This window comes from Pararhodobacter marinus, from assembly GCF_003122215.1.
In the GTDB taxonomy this organism is placed as follows: Bacteria; Pseudomonadota; Alphaproteobacteria; order Rhodobacterales; family Rhodobacteraceae; genus Pararhodobacter; species Pararhodobacter marinus.
Genome location: NZ_QEYD01000004.1, coordinates 194,857 through 213,767 on the forward strand (window position 1 = coordinate 194,857; position 18,911 = coordinate 213,767).

Here is an 18,911-nt window from a genome sequence, read left to right on the forward strand (position 1 = left end):
GTCTCACAAGGTTTGCGCGAGGCGGTCGAGATTGGCGAGCGACGAGGCCAGCGCGCGTTCATGGATGTCTTGCTCGATGCCCGGGGGCACCTGCGTGGCTTCGACCGAGGCCAGGCAGCCGCCCGGGGCGGGGTCAAAGCGCCACGCCATCCGCATCGTGCCGTCGAAGGCCGGGTCGAGGCTGGGAAAACGGATGTCGAGCACAAGCCGGTGCGGCGGCTCTAGCGTGACGAAACGGGCGCGAACGACATCGTGTGCGTTGCCCGCCTTGCCCGGCGAGCCGGACGCGAAGCGCAGGACCATGCGCAACGCGCCGCCGGGCCGGGGATCGAGCGCTTCGATATGCGCCTCGGCCCCGTCCGGGGGCAGCCACCGGGCGAGTTTCGCGGTGTCTGTCCAGCAACCGTACAGGGTTTCGGGCGCCGCGGCGATCTGGCGCGTGGCCCGGTCCCGGCGGGCGGGATCGGCCTTTGGCCGGCGATCGGGGTCAATCATGGGTCACCACGTTGACCAGATTGCCCTCGGGGTCGCGCAGGTAGAAGCGCCGCACGCCCCAGGGCTCGGTAACGGGGCCATAGACCGGCTGGTGGCCCGTGGCCTTCAGCCGTTCCAGCGTCACGTCCAGATCGTCGACGCCGATGGAAATGGCCGGCAGATCGGTCCCCGACCCGCCCTCGGCCGCCAGTTGCAGCCGCGTGCCGGTCGCGCCGGGGATGCCGAGAAAGGCGATCCAGCCCATGTCGAAATCGGCCTTGAGGCCGAACACCGCCTCGTAGAAGCGCGCCAGCGCCAGCGGGTCGCGTGCGGGCAGGTTGGGGACAAGGCTGGTGACGGCCATGGCGTTTCCGATCCGGGCTTAGCCGATGAAGTCCTTGTAGGCGTCTTCATCCATGTAGCTGTCGAGTTCGGCCATATCCGCGATCTTCATCTTGAAGAACCACGCATCGCCGGTCGGGTCCTCGTTCACGAGCGCGGGGTTGTCGATCAGCGCCTCGTTGGTCTCGACGATCTCGCCATCCAGCGGGGCGAGGATGTCCGAGGCCGCCTTGACCGATTCAATCACGCAGATCTCGTCGCCCTTGGCGACCTGCGTTTCCAGCTCGGGCAGTTCCACGAAGACAACATCGCCCAGTTGCTCTGCGGCATGTTCGGTGATGCCGACGACGACCAGATCGCCCTCGACGCGGAGCCATTCGTGTTCTTCGGTGTATTTCATCGCGTTAGCCTCATTTGCGATAGGTGGAGGGACGGAAGGGAAGGGGGACGACGCGCACGGGCAGGCGTTTGCCGCGCAGTTCGCCCCAGACAACGGTATCGGGTTTGGTCAGTTCCACAGGGAGATAGCCCATGGCGACAGGCGCCTGCAGCGACGGCCCGAAACCGCCCGATGTGATGGTTCCGACCGGCTCGGGGCTGTCCTCGGTCGCGAACAGTTTCGTCCCCTCGCGCATCGGTGCGCGGCCCTCGGGCCTGAGGCCCACGCGCAGGCGGGCGGGACCGTCTGCCAGTTCGCGCTGGATGCGCGCGGCACCGGGAAAGCCCCCCTCGGTGCGGCGGCGTTTCTGGATCGCCCAGGTCAGCCCCGCCTCGACGGGCGAGGTGGTGGCGTCGATGTCATGGCCGTAAAGGCACAGCCCCGCTTCCAGCCTGAGCGAATCGCGCGCGCCAAGGCCGACCGGCGCGACCTCGTCCATGGCCAGCAGGGCGCGGGCGAAAGCTTCGGCCCGGGTTTCCGGCAGCGAGATTTCGAACCCGTCCTCGCCGGTATAGCCCGACCGCGAGATCCAGAGTTCGGTCCCCTCCCAATCGAGGCTGCGCAAATCCATGAAGCGCATCGCATCGACGCCCGGCACCAGCCGCGCCAACGCCGTTTCCGCCATCGGCCCCTGCAGGGCCAGAAGCGCGCGGTCGGCGACAGGTTCGACCCCGTCCAGATGGGCGCGCAGATGGGCGATATCGGCGTGTTTGCACGCGGCATTTACCACCAGAAACAGGTGATCGCCCCGGTTCGCGACCATCAGGTCATCCAGGATGCCGCCGCGATCATCCGTGAAGAACGCATAGCGCTGGCGCCCCTCGGCCAGGCCGGCGATATCCATCGGCACCAGAGCCTCGAGCGCCTCTGCCGGGGCGCGCAGGATCACCTGCCCCATATGCGAGACATCGAACAGCCCGGCCTGCGCGCGGGTATGCTGATGCTCGCCCATCACGCCCATCGGGTATTGCACCGGCATCTCGTAGCCGGCGAAGGGCACCATGCGGGCGCCCAGTTCGACATGCAGGTCATGAAGACATGTGCGTTGCAGATCGGTCATTCCGTCCTTCCCCTCCGGTCGGATGACCGGCACCAGATCGGGCGCTGACCGCGCCCATGGTGCCCCCTCTGTCCTTGCCCGTCCGGGCGCCTGAGATCGTTATCCCTTCGGCGGGCGCGCATGCGCCACTCTCCAGAGTTCCAGTGCGATCACGGTCCTTGGCGCCTGAGAGTTTACCGGGGCGGTTGCTCCTTCGGCACCGGCCCGGGGGCCGGATTCTCCCGTCATCACCCCTTGTCGATAGCAAGCCCGATGCGGCGCTGGCAAGTCCCATCGCGCGCGGCCGGTCGCGGGTCTTGCGCCCCGGGGCCCGAGCGGGCATCCCTTGGACGATCCGCCCCCTTCAAGAAAAGGCCGTCCCGTGTCCGAACCCTATTTCTTTGGCTATGGCTCGCTGGTGAACCGGCAGACGCATATCTACACCCCGGCCTACCGCGCCCGGCTGAGCGGCTGGCGCCGCGCGTGGAAGCATACGCAGGGGCGGGTGACGCCCTTCCTGACCGGCATTCGCGACGAGGGGTCGGCCATCGACGGGCTGGTCGCGCATGTGCCGGGCGGCGACTGGGCGGCGCTCGATCTGCGCGAAGAGGGTTACGACCGCCACGCGATCCCCTCGGGGCTGGTGGTCGAGGGCGACCCGGCGCTGGCCGCTCAGGTCTACGCGGTGCCGGTCGTGTCGATGGTGGTGCAGGACGATCCCGCGCCCATCCTGCTGAGCTATCTCGACGTGGTGGTGCAGGGCTATCTGCGCGAATTCGGCGAGGTCGGCGCGCATGATTTCTTCGCCACGACCGATGGCTGGGACACCCCGGTTCTGGATGACCGCGCCGCGCCGCGCTACCCGCGCGCGCAGGTGCTGACCGGGTCGGAAACCGCCTTCGTCGATGCGCGGTTGACGGAATACGGTGTGCGGGTGGTCTGATGCGGCTCGTCTGCCTCAACGCCTGGGGCGGTACGCTGCACGACGCGCTGATCCCGTGGCTGCAGGCCGAGACGGCGGATATCTTCTGCCTGCAAGAGGTCATCCATTCCCCGGGCGCCGCGCAGAACTGGCTGGAATACCGCGACGGCGCGCATGTCCTGCCACAGCGCGCGCGGATGCTCGATGAGCTGCGCGCGGCCTTGCCCGGCCATGTCGCCACCTTCTGCCCGGCGGCGACCGGGGTTCTGTGGGACGGCGACCGGACGGTGCCGTCGCATTGGGGGCTGGCCAGTGTCATCCGCGACACGGTGCCGGTGATCGGGCAGGTGCAGGGCTTCGTGCACAAGAGCTATTCGGCAGCGGGTTTTGGGGCTCATCCCCGCTCGCGCCCGGCGCATGTGTTCCGGATCTGGGACGGCGGAAGGCCCGTCGTCGTGGCGCAGATGCACGGGCTGCGCGATCCGTCGGCGGGCAAGGCCGATACGCCCGAGCGCGCGGCGCAGGCGGCGCGGCTGATCGCCCTGATCGACGCGCTGCGCGAGCCCGGCGACGGCCTGATCGTCTGCGGCGATTTCAACGTCGAGCCCGATAGCGAGACCCTGACGCGGCTGAGGGCGCTGGGCCTGCGCGAGCTGGTGAGCGAGGGCGGCTTTCCCGGTACGCGGACCGCGCGCTACACGAAGCCCGGACGTTTTGCCGATTACCTGCTGGTCAGCGACGAGATCCGGGTCCGCCGTTTCGACGTGCTCTACCAGCCCGAGATCAGCGATCACTGCCCGCTGGTGCTGGATTTCTGACGGCCTCGCGGCACAGAAAAAACCGGGCGCGAACGCCCGGTTCAAGGTTACGAGGGATCGCCTCTGACGGGCTGTTATTCGATCGACAGCGCCACGAAGCGCGGGTCGCCGCCCGAGCGGACCATCAGCAGAAGCGTCCGGCGCCCGGCATCGCGCGCGCTGTCCAGCGCCGCGCGCAGGTCGTCGACCGACGAGACCGGCGCCTGTCCGGCTTCGGTGATGACGTCGCCCGCGCGCAGGCCCTTGGCTTCGGCATCCGACCCCGGTTCGACCGCGCGCACGACCAGGCCGTTGACGCCGGCGTCAAGACCCATGTCATTGCGCATTTCGGGCGAAAGCGCCACCACGTCAAGGCCCAGGATCTGGCTGCCCGCTTCGGGCTCTTCGCTCTGGTTGCTGCCCGCGGCGGGAACCAGGCGCTCTTCCTCGCGCAGGCCCAGCGTGACCTGCAGGGTCTGCTGCTCGCCGTCGCGGAACACGACCACGTCGACTTCGCGGCCCACGCCCGCATCCGCCACGCGGCGCACCAGGTCGCGGGTATCCGCCACCTCGCCGCCGTCGAAGCTGAGGATCACGTCCCCCGATTCCACACCGGCCGCCCGCGACGGGCCGTCCATGACCTCGGTCACCAGCGCGCCTTCGACAGCCGGCAGACCCAGCGCGTCGGCCACGTCGGCGGTCACGTCCTGAATGCGCACGCCCAGCCAGCCGCGGCGGGTTTCGCCGTATTCGCGCAGCTGGTAGATCACGCGTTCCACGACATGCGAGGACATGGCGAAGCCGATGCCGATCGAACCGCCATTGGGCGACAGGATCGCCGTGTTCACGCCGATCACCTCGCCGCTCATGTTGAACAGCGGGCCGCCCGAGTTGCCGCGGTTGATGGCGGCGTCGGTCTGGATGAAGTCGTCGTAATTGCCTTGCAGCGCGCGGCCCCGGGCCGAGATGATCCCGGCCGAGACCGAAAAGCCCTGACCCAGCGGGTTGCCCACGGCCAGCACCCAGTCGCCCACGCGCGCAGCCTCGGAATCGCCGAAGGGCACGAAGGGCAGCTCGCGGTCGCCTTCGACCTTCAGCAGCGCGATGTCGGTGGCGGAATCGGTGCCCACCAGCTCGGCATCCAGCCGCGTTCCGTCGAAGAACTCGACCTCGATTTCGTCGGCGCCTTCGATCACGTGGTTATTGGTGACGATGAAGCCGTCGGCCGAGATCACGAAGCCCGATCCCAGCGCCTGGCTCTGGCGCGGGCGCGGCTGGCTGCGGCCGCCGTCGCGGTTGAAGAAGTCGTTGAAGAAATCCTCGAAGGGAGCGCCTTCGGGGAGCTGCGGCATGGTCTGGTCGAGATTGGTGCTCACGGTCGTCGAGGTGGTGATGTTCACCACCGCCGGGCTGACCTGGTCGGCAAGGTCCGCAAAGCTGACCGGACGATCCTGGGCCTGCAACGGCAGGGCCATCGCAAGCACAAGCGCCACCAGACCCAGGAAGTTCAGCCATTGCAGCGCGACCCGGCCGGGCGCGCTGCGCGCAACGGCCGCCGCACGCGCGGTGCTCTCCTGGAGATGCGTCATGTTGATTTCCCCTTGATGATATCGCTCCCGGAGCCTCTCACCCCGGGGCATGCCCGAACTTATGACCATTGACGCGCGGTGCAAACATTGTCCGAGCGTTTTCAAGCGAAGGTGAATATCGCGTTAATTTCCCGTGCGCAGCAAGGCCCGCGCTTCGCGACAAAGGCAAGCGCCCCTTGCAAAGCGGCCCTGAAGGGCACGGGCTTTGACCGGTGCAGGTTCCGAAGCGCGCGAGCCCTGTCAGCGCGCGGGGTTCGCGGGGGGCTGAGATCGGACGGGGCGGAAAGCGCGCCGCTCCGAGGCGCCCCGGCCGCTGCGGTTCTGTGCCCGGGGCTTAGGCCAATGGTCTCATCGGCTAGTGCCTTTCGCGCGGGATTTGCCGGCGCCCCGGCCCGCCCGCGACGGACGAGCCCGCACTGCCCGGCGCGCCATCCTCTGCCCCTGCAACTTCGGCTCCGCTTCGCCTCCGCCCGCGCGCATTTCCTCTTGTACCCGCCCCGCATTCCCGGTTATTGCCGCAGGCGGAGACGTGGCCGAGTGGTCGAAGGCACACCCCTGCTAAGGGTGCAGACGGGAAACCGTCTCGAGGGTTCGAATCCCTTCGTCTCCGCCATTTTCCTTCCGTTCACATTTTTCGTTTTTTCCATAAATGGTTCTGCGAAGACGCCGCCAACGTGGCAAGCCGGGGCCAAAGCGCCAAACACGTTTTTGCCGCACCCTTGTCGCAGGCAACGCCTGCCCAGGTGAAGCGTCGACAGGCGTTTGCGCCAGCGGTGCTTTCCGCGTCCGGATCCCCCCCTCGGAATCGGCGTGTCAGGCGCCGTCGCTGAAGCCGCCCGCCTCGCTGATCGCCGTCACCCGGTCGCGGAACCAGCGGAAGCCGGGATCGGACTCGGCGCGAAGGCTCCAGATCATGGTGACGGGCGCGTTCGATGATCCCAGAGAGCCGGGCAGCATCCGCGCGCGCCCGGCGCGGGCCAGCCGTGTCGCATAGGCGCGCGGCACGATGGCAAGGAAGCGGTCGTCCAGCAACAGGTCCGGCAGCGCCGAGACGTCGCGCAGACAGACCGCCACATTGCCGCCCAGGCCGCGGCGCGCCAGGATCGCGGTGACCTCGGCGGCATAGGTGGCTGCGGGGGCGGCGACGACCAGGCGCGAGTCTCGCAAGGCCTTGTCGGTCGCCGGAAGAGGGCCGTCATGCGGCCCGGTAAGGGCAACGTAATCCTCGGAATGCAGCGCCCTGACACCGATCTCGGGGCCATCCAGCGCCAGCAATCCCAGCGCCAGGTCGATCTGGCCCTGATGCAACGCCTCCGCCAGGTCCGGGGCCGCCACCGGGTCGTTCTGGATCCGGATATGCGGCGCTTCGTCGAACAGCGTGCGAACCAGCGCCGGGAGGAACAGGGCCTCGCCCAGCCCTGAGAGCGACAGGCGAAAGCAGCGCCGGCTTTGGGCCGGGTCGAAATGACTGGCTTCGCTCAGGGCGCCGATCACCCCGTCCAGAGCCGCGCGGACCGAGGGCAACACGGCGGAGGCATAGCGCGTGGGCATCATGCCGTGGCGCTCGCGCCGGAACAGCGGATCGCCCAGGGCGTGGCGCAGGCGCGAAAGCGCGTTCGAGGCGGCGGGCTGGGTCAGACCCACCCGCAACGCCGCCTGCGAGACCGATCCGGTTTCCGCCACGGCGACGAACAGCTTCAGCAGGTTCAGGTCCAGCGTTTCCAGCCGTATTGATTTCATCAATAATCTCCATGCCGAAGATAATTTGGACAATATCGCCGCCGCGATCCATGCTTATTCGCAGATCGGATCGGGTTGGGAAACCAAATGGCGGTCGGGGGGCTGCGAGTGGCGTCCCGGACAAAGGCCGCCGGCAAGGTCAATCAAGAGGCGAAACAGCGATGAACGAAACAGCGATGACCGCCGGCGGCGCGATCTTCGGCAAGCTGGGCGCGCTGGGCGTCGAGCATGTCTTTGTCAATTCGGGCACCGATTTCCCGCCCATCGTCGAGGGCCTGATCGAGGCGCGGCGGCAGGGTCTGCGCCTGCCCGACCCGGTGACCTGCCCGCACGAGAGCGTCGCGATGGGCATGGCGCATGGCTATCACCTGATCTCGGGCAAGGTGCCGGCGGTGATGCTGCACACCAATGTGGGGCTGGCCAACGGCGCCATCGGTGCGATCAACGCCTGGTGCGACCGGGTGCCGGTGATGATGATGTCGGGACGGACGCCCGTGGCCGAGGCCCGGCGCTTCGGGGCGCGCACCGTGCCGGTCGGCTGGGGACAGGAGATGTTCGATCAGACCGCTTTGGTACGCGAATGCACCAAGTGGGATTACGAGCTGCGTTTTCCCGATCAGGTGGCCGAGGTTTTCGACCGCGCGTGGTCGATCGCAAGCTCGGTCCCGCAGGGGCCTGTCTATCTGACGCTCCCGCGCGAGGTTCTGTGCGAAGACACCCCGCCCGAAGGGCTCGACCAACCGTCGCGCATGGCGCCCGTGCGCCCCGCGCCCGATCCCGCCGCGCTGGAAGAGGCCGCGCGCCTTCTTGCGCAGGCCAGGGCGCCGCTGATCATCGCGCAGCGCGGGGCGGGAAGCGAGACGGCCTTTGCCGCGCTGTCGCGCTTCGTCGAGGATCGTGCGCTGCCCGTGTCGCAATACTGGGCGACGCGGCTCGCATTGCCGCTGGGCCACCCGATGCATATCGGCTGGAATCCCGATGCGTGGCTGGCCGAGGCGGACGTGGTGCTGGTGATCGATTCGCTGGCGCCGTGGTGGCCCGACCGCGTGCAATTGCGCCCGGATCTGAAAGTGATCCAGCTGGGTCCCGATCCGCTGTTCACCCGCACGCCCATTCGCAACTTTCCGGCGGATCTGTCGCTGGTGGGGGAAACCGCGCCGACATTGTTGTCGCTGATCGAGGCCGTCGAACGCCTGCCCCGCGATGCCGCGGCGCTGGACGCACGGCGCGACCGCATCGCCGCGGCGGCGGCGAGTGACCGCGAAATTCTGCGCAAAACCTCGGAGCAGGGCCGGGGCGAGCCGATGACCAAGGCCTGGGTCGCCGCCTGCCTGGGCCGCGCGATCAAGGCGCAGGAGCGCCCGGCGACGGTGTTCCACGAACTGGGCTGCCCGCTGCCGCATCTCGATCTGGACCATCACAACAGCTACTTCCAGGAGCCGCATTCGGGCGGTCTGGGCTGGGGCCTGCCCGCGGCGATGGGCGCGCAACTGGCCGATCCCGGGCGGCTGATCTTTGCCACGATGGGGGACGGCAGCTACATGTTCGCCAATCCCACCGCCTGCCATCTGGTGGCCGAGGCGCATGCGCTGCCGGTCATCACGCTGGTGCTCAATAACGGGGAATGGGGCGCGGTGCGGCAATCGGTGCTGGGGCTTTACCCGGGCGGCGAGGCGGACCGCGCGAACGCGGTGCCGCTGACCAGCCTGCAGCCCAGCCCGGATTTCACCCTGACCGCCGCCGCCAGCCGGGCGCATGTCGAAACCGTGACCGACGGCGCCGAGTTGCCCGACGCGCTGAAGCGCGCGATCCGCGTCGCGACTGATGAGCGGCGGCAGGTCCTGCTGAACATCGCGGTGCGTCCCGACTGACCGGTCATGAGGCGCCGTGATGCTGACAGGGCCCGGCGTGATCGCCGGGCCCTTTTTTCCGGCCTTCCGGCCCTTGAAGGAAAAAGCGGCGCGACCCCCAAGGTCGCGCCGCGAGTTCGAACCGGTGCGTCAGCGCATCAGTTCGGGGAGGAAAAGGCTGATCTGCGGGAAGGCGATGAGCAGCGCCATCACCACCACCTCGGCGGCCAGGAACCACAGCACGCCGCGATAGATCGTCCAGATCGGCACGGCCGGTCCGATCACGGATTTGACCACGAAGACGTTCATCCCGAGGGGCGGGGTTATCATCCCGATTTCCACGTATTTCACGACGATGATGCCGAACCAGATCAGGTTGAGATCCAGCGCCTCCATCATCGGCAGGAAGACGGGGAGGGTGATCAGCATGATCCCCAGCGGGTCGAGGAACATCCCCAGCACCAGGAACACGACCGAGATCGCAAGGATCACCAGCAGCGGATCGCCGGCATAGCCGCCGACCATGTCGGCGAGCAATTGCGACACGCCGGTCAGCGACAGCAGGCGGGTATACATCACCGCGCCCATGCCGACGAAGAAGATCTGCGCGGTCCCTGACATGGATTCCTTCATCGCGTCGATGAAGGTGGCGACGTTGATGCGCCGTTGCACCATCGCGATGACAAGGGCCAGCGCGGCGCCGACGGCCCCGGCCTCGGTCGGGGTGACGATGCCGCCATAAAGCCCGCCGATGATCCCGAGGATCAGCACGGTGACCGGCCAGACCTCTTTCAGCGCGGACATGCGGTCGGCGCGCAGGGTCTGAAGCTCGTCATCGCTGAGCTTCGGCGCCAGCGCCGGGTTCAGTTTGCAGCGGATGACGATCAGCGCGACATAGGCGGCGGCGGTCAGGATGCCGGGCAGGATCCCCGCGATCAGCAGGCGCGAGATCGAGACCTCGGCGAAGACGCCGTAGAGCACCAGCATGATCGAGGGCGGGATCAGCGCGGCCAGCGTCCCGGCCGAGGCGACGACGCCGGTGGCCAGCGCCTTGTCGTAGCCCACGCGCAGCATCTCGGGGATGGCCAGCCGTCCCATCGCCGCCGACGACGCCAACGACGAGCCGCAGGCGGCGGCAAAGCCGACGCTGGCCATGTTGGCGGCCACGGCCAGACCGCCGGGCAGGGCGCTGAACCACAGCCGCGCCGCGCGGAACAGGGCAGACGAGATGCCGGAATGGTTGGCGATCGCGCCCATCAGCAGGAACATCGGGATCGCGGTCAGGTCCCAGCTTGCGGCGAAGGCAAAGGGCGTTTCGCGCAGGATCGACAGCGCGATGGGGAAGTTGCGCACATAGGCCAGCCCCAGGATCGATACGACGCCCAGCGCCACACCGATCGGCACGCGCAGCGCGATCAGGAACAGCATGCAGCCCAGTGTCACCAGGCCGAAGGTCAACGGATCCATCAGTTCTGTCCTTCGCTGTCGTAGGCGTAGTCGTAGCGGGTCAGGCGGGCAATCAGGCGGAAGATCATGGTCAGCACCATCGCGGCGCCGGCGACCGGCAGCAGCCAGCGCGTGGGCCAGACGGGCAGGAAGCCGCCGAGGATCTCCCACACCTCGCCGCGTTCGGTCCGCGCAAGGGCGGAAATCCATGTCTGCCAGACGAAGGCCGAGACGTAGACGATGATCAGCAGATCGACGAGCACCGCGATCACGGCGCGCATCGCCCCGGGCAGGGCGCTGACGAAGATATCGGCGGTGACGTGCTGATCGCGCAGCGTGATCCAGGCCAGCGGCAGGAAGGCCACGGCAATCATGTAATAGGTGGCGGTGATTTCGCCGGTTCCGGCAAGCGGCGCGTTGAACAGCGTGCGCGAGACCACGTCGGCGGTCACGTGCAGCATCATCAGCAGGCCGGCCAGCAGCGACGCGGCGAAGAGGGCGTCGGCCAGACGCGAGACAAGGCGGTGCAGAAGGGTCATATCGAGCCCCGGGGGAATTGGGTGCGACGACGGTCGCGGGCTTGGATCGCAGGGGCACCGGGCGGCGCCCCTGCGGATGATGTTACAGCGACGAGACGTCGACTTGCGAGAAGACGTCATCCCACAGGCGCTGCGTCCAGGCGTCGATATCCGTGCCCAGCTCGGCCGAGACACCCTGCCAGCGCTCGACGGCGGCGAGATAGGTCTCGATCAGCGCTTCGGGATCCTCGACGCCCAGCTGGGTGCCGACCTCGATCAGGCGCGCGCGGTCGGCTTCCGAGAAGCCCTCGACCATGGCGACCAGCTCGGCATCCGGCTCGACCAGCTCGACGCCGTTGACCTCCTGCTGGTTCTCGAAGCTTTCCTGGTCGCGCAGCACGTAGTTGCCGATCGTGTGCTTGGCGGTGATGAAGGCCGAGGCGTGCAGCATCGCCTGTTGCTCGTCTTCCGACAGGCCGGTGAACAGCGCGCGGTTCATCAGCAGGCCGATGGCCGGGGCCGAATTGCCCAGCGGCAGGTCGGTGACGTATTTCGCGTATTCGCCGTAGCCATAGGTCTGCAGCCATTCGCGCGTCGCCATCAGGCAGTCCAGGCCGCCGCGCTGCAGAAGGCCCACGGCCTCGGTCAGCGTGGTCGACATCGGCGTCGCGCCGCCCATCGCGGCCAGTTCCGAATAGCCGCCGGTGGCGCGGATGCGCAGGCCTTCCATGTCCGAGATCGTGCGGACGGGCGAGGTGCACATCAGCCGGTACGAGGCCGAGGCGAAGCCGCCCAGCAACAGCGTGTTGTTGTCCCGCGCTTCGGCCAGGCAGGACGGGCAGTTCAGGAACACCGTCTCGGCAGCCGCGGCGGCGGCCGCCATCGGGTCATCGCCCGGCACGACGATGGAATAGAGCAGCGTCAGCGACGGCATGGCCTGCGGGGTATAGACCGGGATCTGCAGCCCGCCCTGCATCAGGTCATCGGTCACCGCCGCCAGCGTGCCACGACCGTCGGCAAGCTGACCGCCCGCGATGAGTTCCCATTGCAGCGCCCCGTCCGTCGCTTCCGAGATCATCTCGAAGGCTTCGGGCAGCGTGTCGGTATTGAGGTAATCCGACGCCGGCGGCCACGAGCCGTAGATCGGGCTTTGCGCCAGCGCCCCGGTGGCGAGCACGGCCAGCGCGCTTGTCAGGGTCAGTGTCTTGGTCATCGTCATCTTTACTCCTCCCAGAAAGTCACGCCGAAAAGGCGCTTGTGAAACTTCGTGAAACCTCATGCGGCGGTCAGCCGGACCGGCAGGCGGTGATAGCCGCGCAGCCAGTTGATGTGGACGTTCTCGGCCGGGCCCGCCATCTCGATGCGCGACACCTTGCGCGCCAGCGCGCCCAGTACCGATTCCGCTTCCAGCCGGGCGACCATCTGGCCCACGCAGCCATGGATCCCGGTGCCGAAGGCCAGGTGCCCGACGGTGCGGCGGCTGATGTCGTAGCGGTCGGGATCGTCCCAGCGGACCGGGTCGCGGTTCGCCGCGGCAAGCCACATCATCACCTTTTCCTCGGCCCCCAGCGGCACGCCCGCCACTTCGGTCGCGGCGCTGGTCGTGCGGCCGATCACCGGCGAGGGGGCGAACCAGCGCAGGCCCTCTTCGAACGCCGCGCGGGCAAGGCCCGGATCGGCGCGCAGCTTGTTCCATTCCGACGGGTTGTCGATCAGCGCCTTGATGGCGATGCCGATGCCGAACACCGTGGTGTCGATGCCCGCCGAGATGAAGGCGCGCACCAGCATACCGGCATCTTCGTGGCTGATCTCGCCGCGATGGGCGTAGCCGTAGATCTCTTCGCCGAATCCGCCGGGAAGCAGGTTTTCCTCGGCCATCTGTGCCGCGACATATTCGAAGGTTCCCTGCTCCTCGACCACCTTGCGGGCCGCGAGATACAGGTCGTTCTTCGGACCCATCGCGTTGAAATTCAGCTCGGAATACGGCATCAGGTGATGCCGTCCCGAAGGCTGCAGGCCGACCGCGTCGGGCAGCACCTTGAACGGAAAGGCAAAGGCCAGATCGGTGGCGATGTCGATCTCGCCGCCGCGTTCCAGAAGTCCGTCGACCATGCGTTCGGCCTCGGCGCGGAAATCGTCGGCCATCTTGCGCAGCGCGCCGGGCGACAGGACGCGCGCCAGAACCTTGCGGTTGGGCGTATGCACCGGCGGATCGGCTTCCAGGATGGACGAGGGTTTGCGCCACGGCTCTTCGCGCACGACATTGGTCAGCCCGGTGCCGAAGGCCGAGGAAAAGCGGCGCCAATCCTCGAAGATCTCGCGCACGACGGCGTCCTGCCCCGAGATCCAGAAACCGTATTTCGGAACCCAGGCGATCGGCCCCGCCGCGCGGATCGTTTCGTCAAGGGCGATGGGGTTGTCCATCGACTCGCGGCTGAACGGGTCGATGTCCAGCACCGGACGATCATGTGCATCTGGGACGGACATGCGAATCTCCTCTCATAGCCTGTTTAATTAGCAACTGATTTATTGTGCAAGCGGAATGTCTCATTCCGCTTGCGCGTTTCTGTGCCAAAGGCGGCCTCTCATGCGGTCAGGCGCGGGTACCCGCGGCCGCGTCGAGCCACTTCGCCACCGCGACGGCACCCGGATCGGGGTGGCCCAGCACGCGGTCGCCGACATAGCTGGAGCGCCCGCGCCGGGGCTTCATCTGCCGGGTGGCCTGGGCGCCGTCAGCGGCGGCGCGGGCGGCGGCGGTCAGTCGTTCGGCGGCGCTGCCGGCGGTCGCCATCGCCGTGACGGCGGGGGCCAGCGCATCGACCATCGTTCGGTCGCCCGGCTCGGCGCCGCCCAGATCGCACAGGGCTTTCACGCCATGGGCGAAGGCCGCGGCAAGGGTTTCGCCGGCATCGCCCTGCGTCTCTTCCAGCGCATTGGCGGCCCCGAAGGCGAGGATCGCGTAGAGCGGCCCCGAGGTGCCGCCGGTCGAGCGGCGGATCACCGCGCCGACATGCCGCCAGAAGGCCGCGCCGGTCAGTCCCGCCAGCGTGTCCTGCTCGGCCAGCAGCGCCTCGGCCCCGCCGGCGAGCGAGCGGCCGATATCGCCGTCGCCGACTTGCTGGTCCATGCGGGTGAGTTCCGGCTCGGCGTCGACCATCGCGCGGCATCCGGCCACCAGCGCGGCCAGCACGGCGGGATCGGCGCGCCCGTTCGACGCGGTGGCGGGCTGGGCCTCGGGCGCGGGAATGGTCTGGCCAAGCCGCCGGCCCGGCAGGGTCCAGGCCGGGGCGCTGGCCGGCGCGTCCAGCGCCTCGAGCCGCGCTTCGTCCAGGGCCATCAGCGACAGCGAGACGCCCGCCATGTCGATGGCGGTCAGGTAAGTGCCTGACCAGACGCGCTGCACGTCGAGCCTCAGCGCGGCGCAGGCGTCAAGCGCGTCGCCCGCCATGATGGACACTTCCATCGGCGGCGTGGCGCCCAGATTGTTGACCAGCAGCGCGACCTTGTCGCCCGATTTAAGCCCGCGATCCCTGGCGATGGTGGCGATCATGTCGCGCGCCAGATGTCTGGCGGGCCGCAGGTTGACGCGCTCGAGGCCGGCTTCGCCGTGGATCCCGAGACCCAGTTCGATCTCGTCATGCGCCAGATCGAAATTCGGCGTTCCGGCGGCGGGCACGATGCAGGGGCTCAGCGCCACGCCCATCGAGCCGGTGGCGGCGACGGCGGCCTCGCCTGCCGCTTTCACTTCGGCCAGCGAACGACCAGCCTCGGCGGCGGCACCGACGATCTTGTGCACCAGCACGGTGCCCGCGATTCCCCGGCGTCCGGCGGTTTTCTCGGCGCTGCCCAGGGCCGCGTCGTCATCCACGACCAGCACGTCGCAATCGATCCCCTCGCCCTGCGCGATCTGCGCGGCGAGACCGAAATTCAGCCGGTCGCCGGTGTAGTTCTTGACGATCAGCAGCACGCCGCCCGGACCGGCGACGGCGCGGATCGCCATCAGCACCTGATCGGTCGAGGGTGAGGCGAACACGTCTCCCGCTACGGCCGCGCTGAGCATGCCGGGACCCACATAGCCCGCATGGGCCGGTTCGTGCCCCGAGCCGCCGCCCGAGATCAGCGCCACCTTGCCCGCGCCGGTGACGGCGTCGAGATCGTCGCGCACGACAATGGTGGTGCCCTCGATCAGGCGCAGCCCGTTCGACGTCGCGACAAGCCCGCTCAGAGCCTGCGGTACAACCTCGGCCACGTCGTTGATCAGTTTCTTCATCTCGCCCTCCCTCTCGGTTTGTAATTAAACTGGTTGCTGATAAAAGTCTGCGAACACAATGGAGCCCGCCGGATGAACGATCCCGAATTGATTACCGAACACGGAAAATCGGTGCAGGCCACGCGCTACGCGCCGTATTTCCTGTCGGTCATCAACAACCGGCTGTCCTGGGGCGCGTCGCAGGTCTATCTGAAGCTCTTCGACATCGGCCTGAACGAGTGGCGCATCCTGTCCGCTCTGCGCAACGAGCCCGGGGTCCAGGCTCTGCGCGTTGGCGAAATGGTGGGCATGAACAAGTCGGTGGTCAGCCGTTCGACCCGCAGGCTCGAAGACATGGGGCATGTCGTGTCCAGACTGGACCGGGCCCGCCGGCTGCTGTGGCTGACCCCGTCGGGCGCCGACCTGCATGACAAGATCATCGCCATCGCCCTGCGGCGGGAAGCGGCGCTGCTGGACGGCTTCTCGCAGGACGAGCTGAACACGATGTTCACCTTGCTCGAGCGGATGCGCGCCAATCTGGGCAAGGTCGATGCGGTCGACCACGACCTGACCGGGCGCTGAGCGCGCGGTCGCTGCGCAGGCGGCTGTCATCACACCTGGCTCTCGGGCAGATAAACGGTGATCCCGTCCAGATCGGACGTCAGTTCGATCTGACAGCCCAGGCGGCTGCGATCGTCGACCGGCGCGGTCGCGCATTCCAGCATCGCCTCTTCCATGTCACCCATGGGCGGGAGCTTCGGCGCGAAATCCGCCTCGATATGGCAGTGGCAGGTGGCGCACATCGCCGAGCCGCCGCATTCGCCGATCACGCCCTCGACCCCGTTCTGAACCGCCGCCTGCATGATCGACGTGCCCTCGGGCACCGAAAGGCGGGTCTCTTTGCCGGAATGGTCGATAAAGGTGATCTGAATCATGGCTGGTCCTCCAGCGCAAAGTTTAACTATAAACTCGTTTATAGTACAACCCGCAATTCAGGGAAGCCCTGTGCCATGGAAAGGCGGTCACGGGGTCGTTTCGGTGAGCCCGCCGTCGATCACCAGGCATTGCGCCGTGACATAGCCCGCCTCGTCCGAGGCAAGGTAAACGGCGGCGTGGGCCACGTCCCAGGCGCTGCCCATGCGCTTCATCGGGACCTGATCGTGACGCTTCTGCACGAAGGCTTCATAGTCGCCGCCTGCGTATTTCTCGGCCAGACGCCGGACAAGCGGGGTGAAGATCAGCCCCGGCACCACGCAATTCAGCCGGATGCCGCGCTCGGCATAGATCACCGCCGTGGTCTTCGTCATCTGCATCAGCGCGGCCTTTGCCGCCGCGTAGCCGACCTGCGGCTTGCCGATATAGCGCAGCCCGGCGATGGACGAGACATTGACGATGGCGCCCGTGCCTTGTCGCTCCATGACCGGCAGAACCGCCCTGCAGCCCAGAAAGGCGGTGTTGAGATTCAGGTCAAGCTGCGCGTGCCATGTCTCTTCGGCCATGGTGCCGGGATCGCCGGGTTCGGACTGGCCGACATTGTTGACCAGAATGTCGATCCGACCGTGCCGGGCTACGCAATCCTGCACCGCCGCATTCAGGTCGGACGAGAGGGTCGCATCGGCCTGCCGGATCGTCACCTGCCCGCCCTCATCCCGGATCTGATCCGCCGTGCGCCGCGCGGCGGCTAGATCGCGGTCGAGCCCGTAGATCACCGCGCCCTGCCGGGCCATCGCCACGGCAATCGCCTGCCCGTTGCCGACGCCGTCACCCGGCGCGCCGCAGCCGACGATCAGGGTGATCTTTCCGTCCAGTCTGAACATCGGGGTCCTCGGGCTTTTGCGTTTGGCTGCGCTGAAACTGGCATGCCGCGACCGTCAGGGGAAGCGCGCGGCGACACTCCGGGCGTATGGCCTATGCCCGGGCCTCGGTCCGGCGCGCGGCCAGTTCGCCCTCGACGATGGATGACAGCGCGTCCCCCACCAGCCGCGCGGCGCGCAGAAGCGGGCGGCGGGCATCGACGGTGACCGAAATCGTCTGCGGCTTCAGCCCCGGATCGGTCAGCCGTGCAAACCACAACTCGCCTGCGCGCAGTTCGGAGATCGCCGTCAGTTCCGAGGTGATCGCCATCAGCCTTCCCTGCTGCAACGCCTTCTTCATCAGTTGCTGGGAATTCGACACCAGCACCGGCTCGACCGGGTCGAACAGCCAGCCATAGCGGCGGTCGAGATATTCGCGCACCGGCAGGTCGCGGCTTTGCGCGGCCATCGGAAAGCGCGCGGCCTCGTTCAGCGTGGTTTCGGGCACGCCCCACAGCGGATGGCCCGGGCCGACGATGCAACCGAAGGGCAGCGGCGCGCTCCACAAGACGTGGCGCCAGCGGTCGGCGGGTAGGTTGAAGACGATGGCCAGATCGATCGCCCCGCTGTCCAGATCGGCGGCGGCCTTGGGCGGTGACAGGATCTCGATGGCCAGATGGATGCGCGGATGGTCGCGGGCAATGGTGTCGACCAGCAGCGGCAGCACGCTGTTGGACAGGCTGTCCATCGCGCCCAGCCGCACCGTGCCGTATTGCTCGCCGCGCATCTCGCGCAGCTCGGCCTCCAGCCGGTCGGCATCGTCCTGCCAGCGCCGGGCCAGCAGTACCACGGATTCGCCCGCCGTGGTCAGCCGCATTCCGCGCGGATGGCGTTCGAAAAGTGGCGCCTGACAGGCGTCTTCCAGTGCGATGACCTGCCGGTCGATGGCCGAGGCGGCAATCCCCAGCGCCCGCGATGCCGCCTGGATCGAGCCCAGCCGGGCCACGGTTTCCAGATAGAGCAACGCGCGCGGGACAAGGTGCAGGCTCATGCGGTTCCGTTCTGTTTTTGAGAATGCAGGCTGACCCCGATTGAAATAGTTGGCAATGCTTTTCTTCGCTAGGTTTTCCGCGTCACACGCAGGAACCGCCGGATGCCCTACCGCGAACAGCCCCCGCTTTCGATTGCCGCGCTCAATGCCGCTTCGCCCGAGGATGCCGTCGCGATGCTGGCGCCGGTGGTCGAGCGGTCGCCATGGCTGGCCCGGCGCCTTGCTGGGGCGCGGCCTTTTGCCGATGCGGCGCAACTGGCCGCTCTGCTGCGCCGCACGATCATGGCCCTGTCGCGGGACGAACGGCTTCTTCTGCTGCGCGCCCATCCCGAGCTGGCGCCCGCGACGCCGGAAACGATGACCGCCGCTTCGCAGGGCGAGCAGGGTCGCCTTGGACTGGCACACCCGTCGCCCGCGATCGCCGGTCGGTTGTCCGCGCTCAATCGCCAGTATTCGGAGCGGTTTGGCTATCCCTTCATCATCGCGCTGCACGCAATGCAGGATCTGGACGCGGTTCTCGCCCAGTTCGAAGGCAGGCTGCGCAACGACCCCGTGGAAGAAATGGTGCAGGCGCTGAGCAACGTTGTCTCGGTCGCGACGGCGCGCTTGGCTCGGATGACCGGCGGCGCCGCAATCGGCGAGGCCGTGTGATGCTTTTCCCG

Annotated in this window: 19 protein-coding genes, 1 tRNA gene and 1 riboswitch; of the genes, 6 read left to right on the plus strand and 14 right to left on the minus strand. The window is 67.7% G+C overall.

What is annotated here, in order from left to right:
* Nucleotides 1-3: 3 nt before the first annotated feature.
* Genes C4N9_RS07770 through gcvT form a run of 4 tightly spaced genes read right to left on the minus strand, consistent with a single transcriptional unit; the run spans nt 4 to nt 2,315 of the window.
* The gene (locus tag C4N9_RS07770) at nt 4-495 is read right to left on the minus strand and encodes an SRPBCC domain-containing protein (RefSeq protein WP_109532747.1); all 492 of its coding nucleotides are present in this window, start codon (nt 493-495) and stop codon (nt 4-6) included.
* A complete protein-coding gene (locus C4N9_RS07775; protein ID WP_109532748.1) occupies nt 488-838 on the minus strand; it encodes a VOC family protein in 351 nt (116 codons plus the stop codon). Before C4N9_RS07775 ends, C4N9_RS07770 begins: the two co-directional genes overlap by 8 nt.
* Before the next feature lie 18 nt (nt 839-856).
* A complete protein-coding gene (gcvH, locus tag C4N9_RS07780; RefSeq protein WP_109532749.1) occupies nt 857-1,216 on the minus strand; it encodes a glycine cleavage system protein GcvH in 360 nt (119 codons plus the stop codon).
* A gap of 10 nt (nt 1,217-1,226) precedes the next feature.
* Nucleotides 1,227-2,315 carry a glycine cleavage system aminomethyltransferase GcvT gene (gcvT, locus tag C4N9_RS07785; protein ID WP_109532750.1) on the minus strand — a complete coding sequence of 363 codons (1,089 nt, stop codon included), beginning with the start codon at nt 2,313-2,315 and terminating at the stop codon, nt 1,227-1,229.
* Between the two features lie 142 nt (nt 2,316-2,457).
* Nucleotides 2,458-2,549, minus strand: a riboswitch (glycine riboswitch).
* Nucleotides 2,550-2,676: 127 nt separating this feature from the next.
* Between gcvT and C4N9_RS07790 the strand changes: the two genes are divergently transcribed.
* Nucleotides 2,677-3,237 carry a gamma-glutamylcyclotransferase family protein gene (locus tag C4N9_RS07790; RefSeq protein ID WP_109532751.1) on the plus strand — a complete coding sequence of 187 codons (561 nt, stop codon included), beginning with the start codon at nt 2,677-2,679 and terminating at the stop codon, nt 3,235-3,237.
* Entirely contained in the window at nt 3,237-4,034 is a 798-nt protein-coding gene (locus C4N9_RS07795; protein ID WP_109532752.1) for an endonuclease/exonuclease/phosphatase family protein, read from the plus strand. The genes C4N9_RS07790 and C4N9_RS07795 overlap by 1 nt, the downstream gene beginning before the upstream one ends.
* A gap of 74 nt (nt 4,035-4,108) precedes the next feature.
* Here C4N9_RS07795 and C4N9_RS07800 read toward each other — a convergent pair whose 3' ends face one another.
* Complete coding sequence (locus tag C4N9_RS07800; RefSeq protein ID WP_109532753.1) at nt 4,109-5,602, minus strand: Do family serine endopeptidase; 1,494 nt, start codon at nt 5,600-5,602, stop codon at nt 4,109-4,111.
* A 523-nt stretch (nt 5,603-6,125) separates the two neighbouring features.
* Between C4N9_RS07800 and C4N9_RS07805 the strand changes: the two genes are divergently transcribed.
* Nucleotides 6,126-6,215: transfer RNA gene (locus tag C4N9_RS07805), tRNA-Ser, on the plus strand.
* A gap of 200 nt (nt 6,216-6,415) precedes the next feature.
* On the opposite strand, the gene C4N9_RS07810 is transcribed toward C4N9_RS07805, so the two are convergent.
* On the minus strand, nt 6,416-7,342 hold the full coding sequence (locus C4N9_RS07810) for a LysR family transcriptional regulator (RefSeq protein WP_109532754.1): 927 nt from the start codon (nt 7,340-7,342) through the stop codon (nt 6,416-6,418).
* Nucleotides 7,343-7,503: 161 nt separating this feature from the next.
* Here C4N9_RS07810 and C4N9_RS07815 point away from each other — a divergent pair, with 161 nt between their 5' ends.
* Nucleotides 7,504-9,213 (plus strand): thiamine pyrophosphate-requiring protein, encoded by a 1,710-nt coding sequence (locus C4N9_RS07815; RefSeq protein ID WP_109532755.1) that lies wholly within the window; start codon nt 7,504-7,506, stop codon nt 9,211-9,213.
* Between the two features lie 129 nt (nt 9,214-9,342).
* Here the strand turns inward: C4N9_RS07815 and C4N9_RS07820 are convergent, their stop codons facing one another.
* The 5 genes from C4N9_RS07820 to C4N9_RS07840 all read right to left on the minus strand — a co-directional run bounded on the left by C4N9_RS07820 (nt 9,343) and on the right by C4N9_RS07840 (nt 15,426).
* Nucleotides 9,343-10,659 carry a TRAP transporter large permease gene (locus C4N9_RS07820; protein ID WP_109532756.1) on the minus strand — a complete coding sequence of 439 codons (1,317 nt, stop codon included), beginning with the start codon at nt 10,657-10,659 and terminating at the stop codon, nt 9,343-9,345.
* Complete coding sequence (locus tag C4N9_RS07825) at nt 10,659-11,177, minus strand: TRAP transporter small permease (protein WP_168192160.1); 519 nt, start codon at nt 11,175-11,177, stop codon at nt 10,659-10,661. Before C4N9_RS07825 ends, C4N9_RS07820 begins: the two co-directional genes overlap by 1 nt.
* A gap of 82 nt (nt 11,178-11,259) precedes the next feature.
* Complete coding sequence (dctP, locus tag C4N9_RS07830; protein ID WP_168192161.1) at nt 11,260-12,375, minus strand: TRAP transporter substrate-binding protein DctP; 1,116 nt, start codon at nt 12,373-12,375, stop codon at nt 11,260-11,262.
* Between the two features lie 56 nt (nt 12,376-12,431).
* Nucleotides 12,432-13,643 carry a cytochrome P450 gene (locus tag C4N9_RS07835; RefSeq protein WP_146195135.1) on the minus strand — a complete coding sequence of 404 codons (1,212 nt, stop codon included), beginning with the start codon at nt 13,641-13,643 and terminating at the stop codon, nt 12,432-12,434.
* 106 nt (nt 13,644-13,749) lie between these two features.
* Nucleotides 13,750-15,426, minus strand: coding sequence for a dihydroxyacetone kinase family protein (locus C4N9_RS07840; protein ID WP_109532760.1), 1,677 nt, complete (start codon nt 15,424-15,426; stop codon nt 13,750-13,752).
* Nucleotides 15,427-15,498: 72 nt separating this feature from the next.
* On the opposite strand from C4N9_RS07840, the gene C4N9_RS07845 reads away from it, so the two are divergent.
* Complete coding sequence (locus tag C4N9_RS07845; protein ID WP_109532761.1) at nt 15,499-15,987, plus strand: MarR family winged helix-turn-helix transcriptional regulator; 489 nt, start codon at nt 15,499-15,501, stop codon at nt 15,985-15,987.
* 29 nt (nt 15,988-16,016) lie between these two features.
* On the opposite strand, the gene C4N9_RS07850 is transcribed toward C4N9_RS07845, so the two are convergent.
* The 3 genes from C4N9_RS07850 to C4N9_RS07860 form a co-directional block, all read right to left on the minus strand.
* Nucleotides 16,017-16,340 carry a 2Fe-2S iron-sulfur cluster-binding protein gene (locus C4N9_RS07850; protein WP_109532762.1) on the minus strand — a complete coding sequence of 108 codons (324 nt, stop codon included), beginning with the start codon at nt 16,338-16,340 and terminating at the stop codon, nt 16,017-16,019.
* A gap of 87 nt (nt 16,341-16,427) precedes the next feature.
* A complete protein-coding gene (locus C4N9_RS07855; RefSeq protein WP_109532763.1) occupies nt 16,428-17,222 on the minus strand; it encodes an SDR family NAD(P)-dependent oxidoreductase in 795 nt (264 codons plus the stop codon).
* A 91-nt stretch (nt 17,223-17,313) separates the two neighbouring features.
* Nucleotides 17,314-18,249: a LysR family transcriptional regulator gene (locus C4N9_RS07860; RefSeq protein WP_109532764.1), complete on the minus strand. Its 936-nt coding sequence runs from the start codon at nt 18,247-18,249 to the stop codon at nt 17,314-17,316.
* Between the two features lie 102 nt (nt 18,250-18,351).
* Here C4N9_RS07860 and uraD point away from each other — a divergent pair, with 102 nt between their 5' ends.
* Entirely contained in the window at nt 18,352-18,900 is a 549-nt protein-coding gene (uraD, locus tag C4N9_RS07865) for a 2-oxo-4-hydroxy-4-carboxy-5-ureidoimidazoline decarboxylase (protein WP_109532765.1), read from the plus strand.
* Nucleotides 18,901-18,911: the final 11 nt, after the last annotated feature.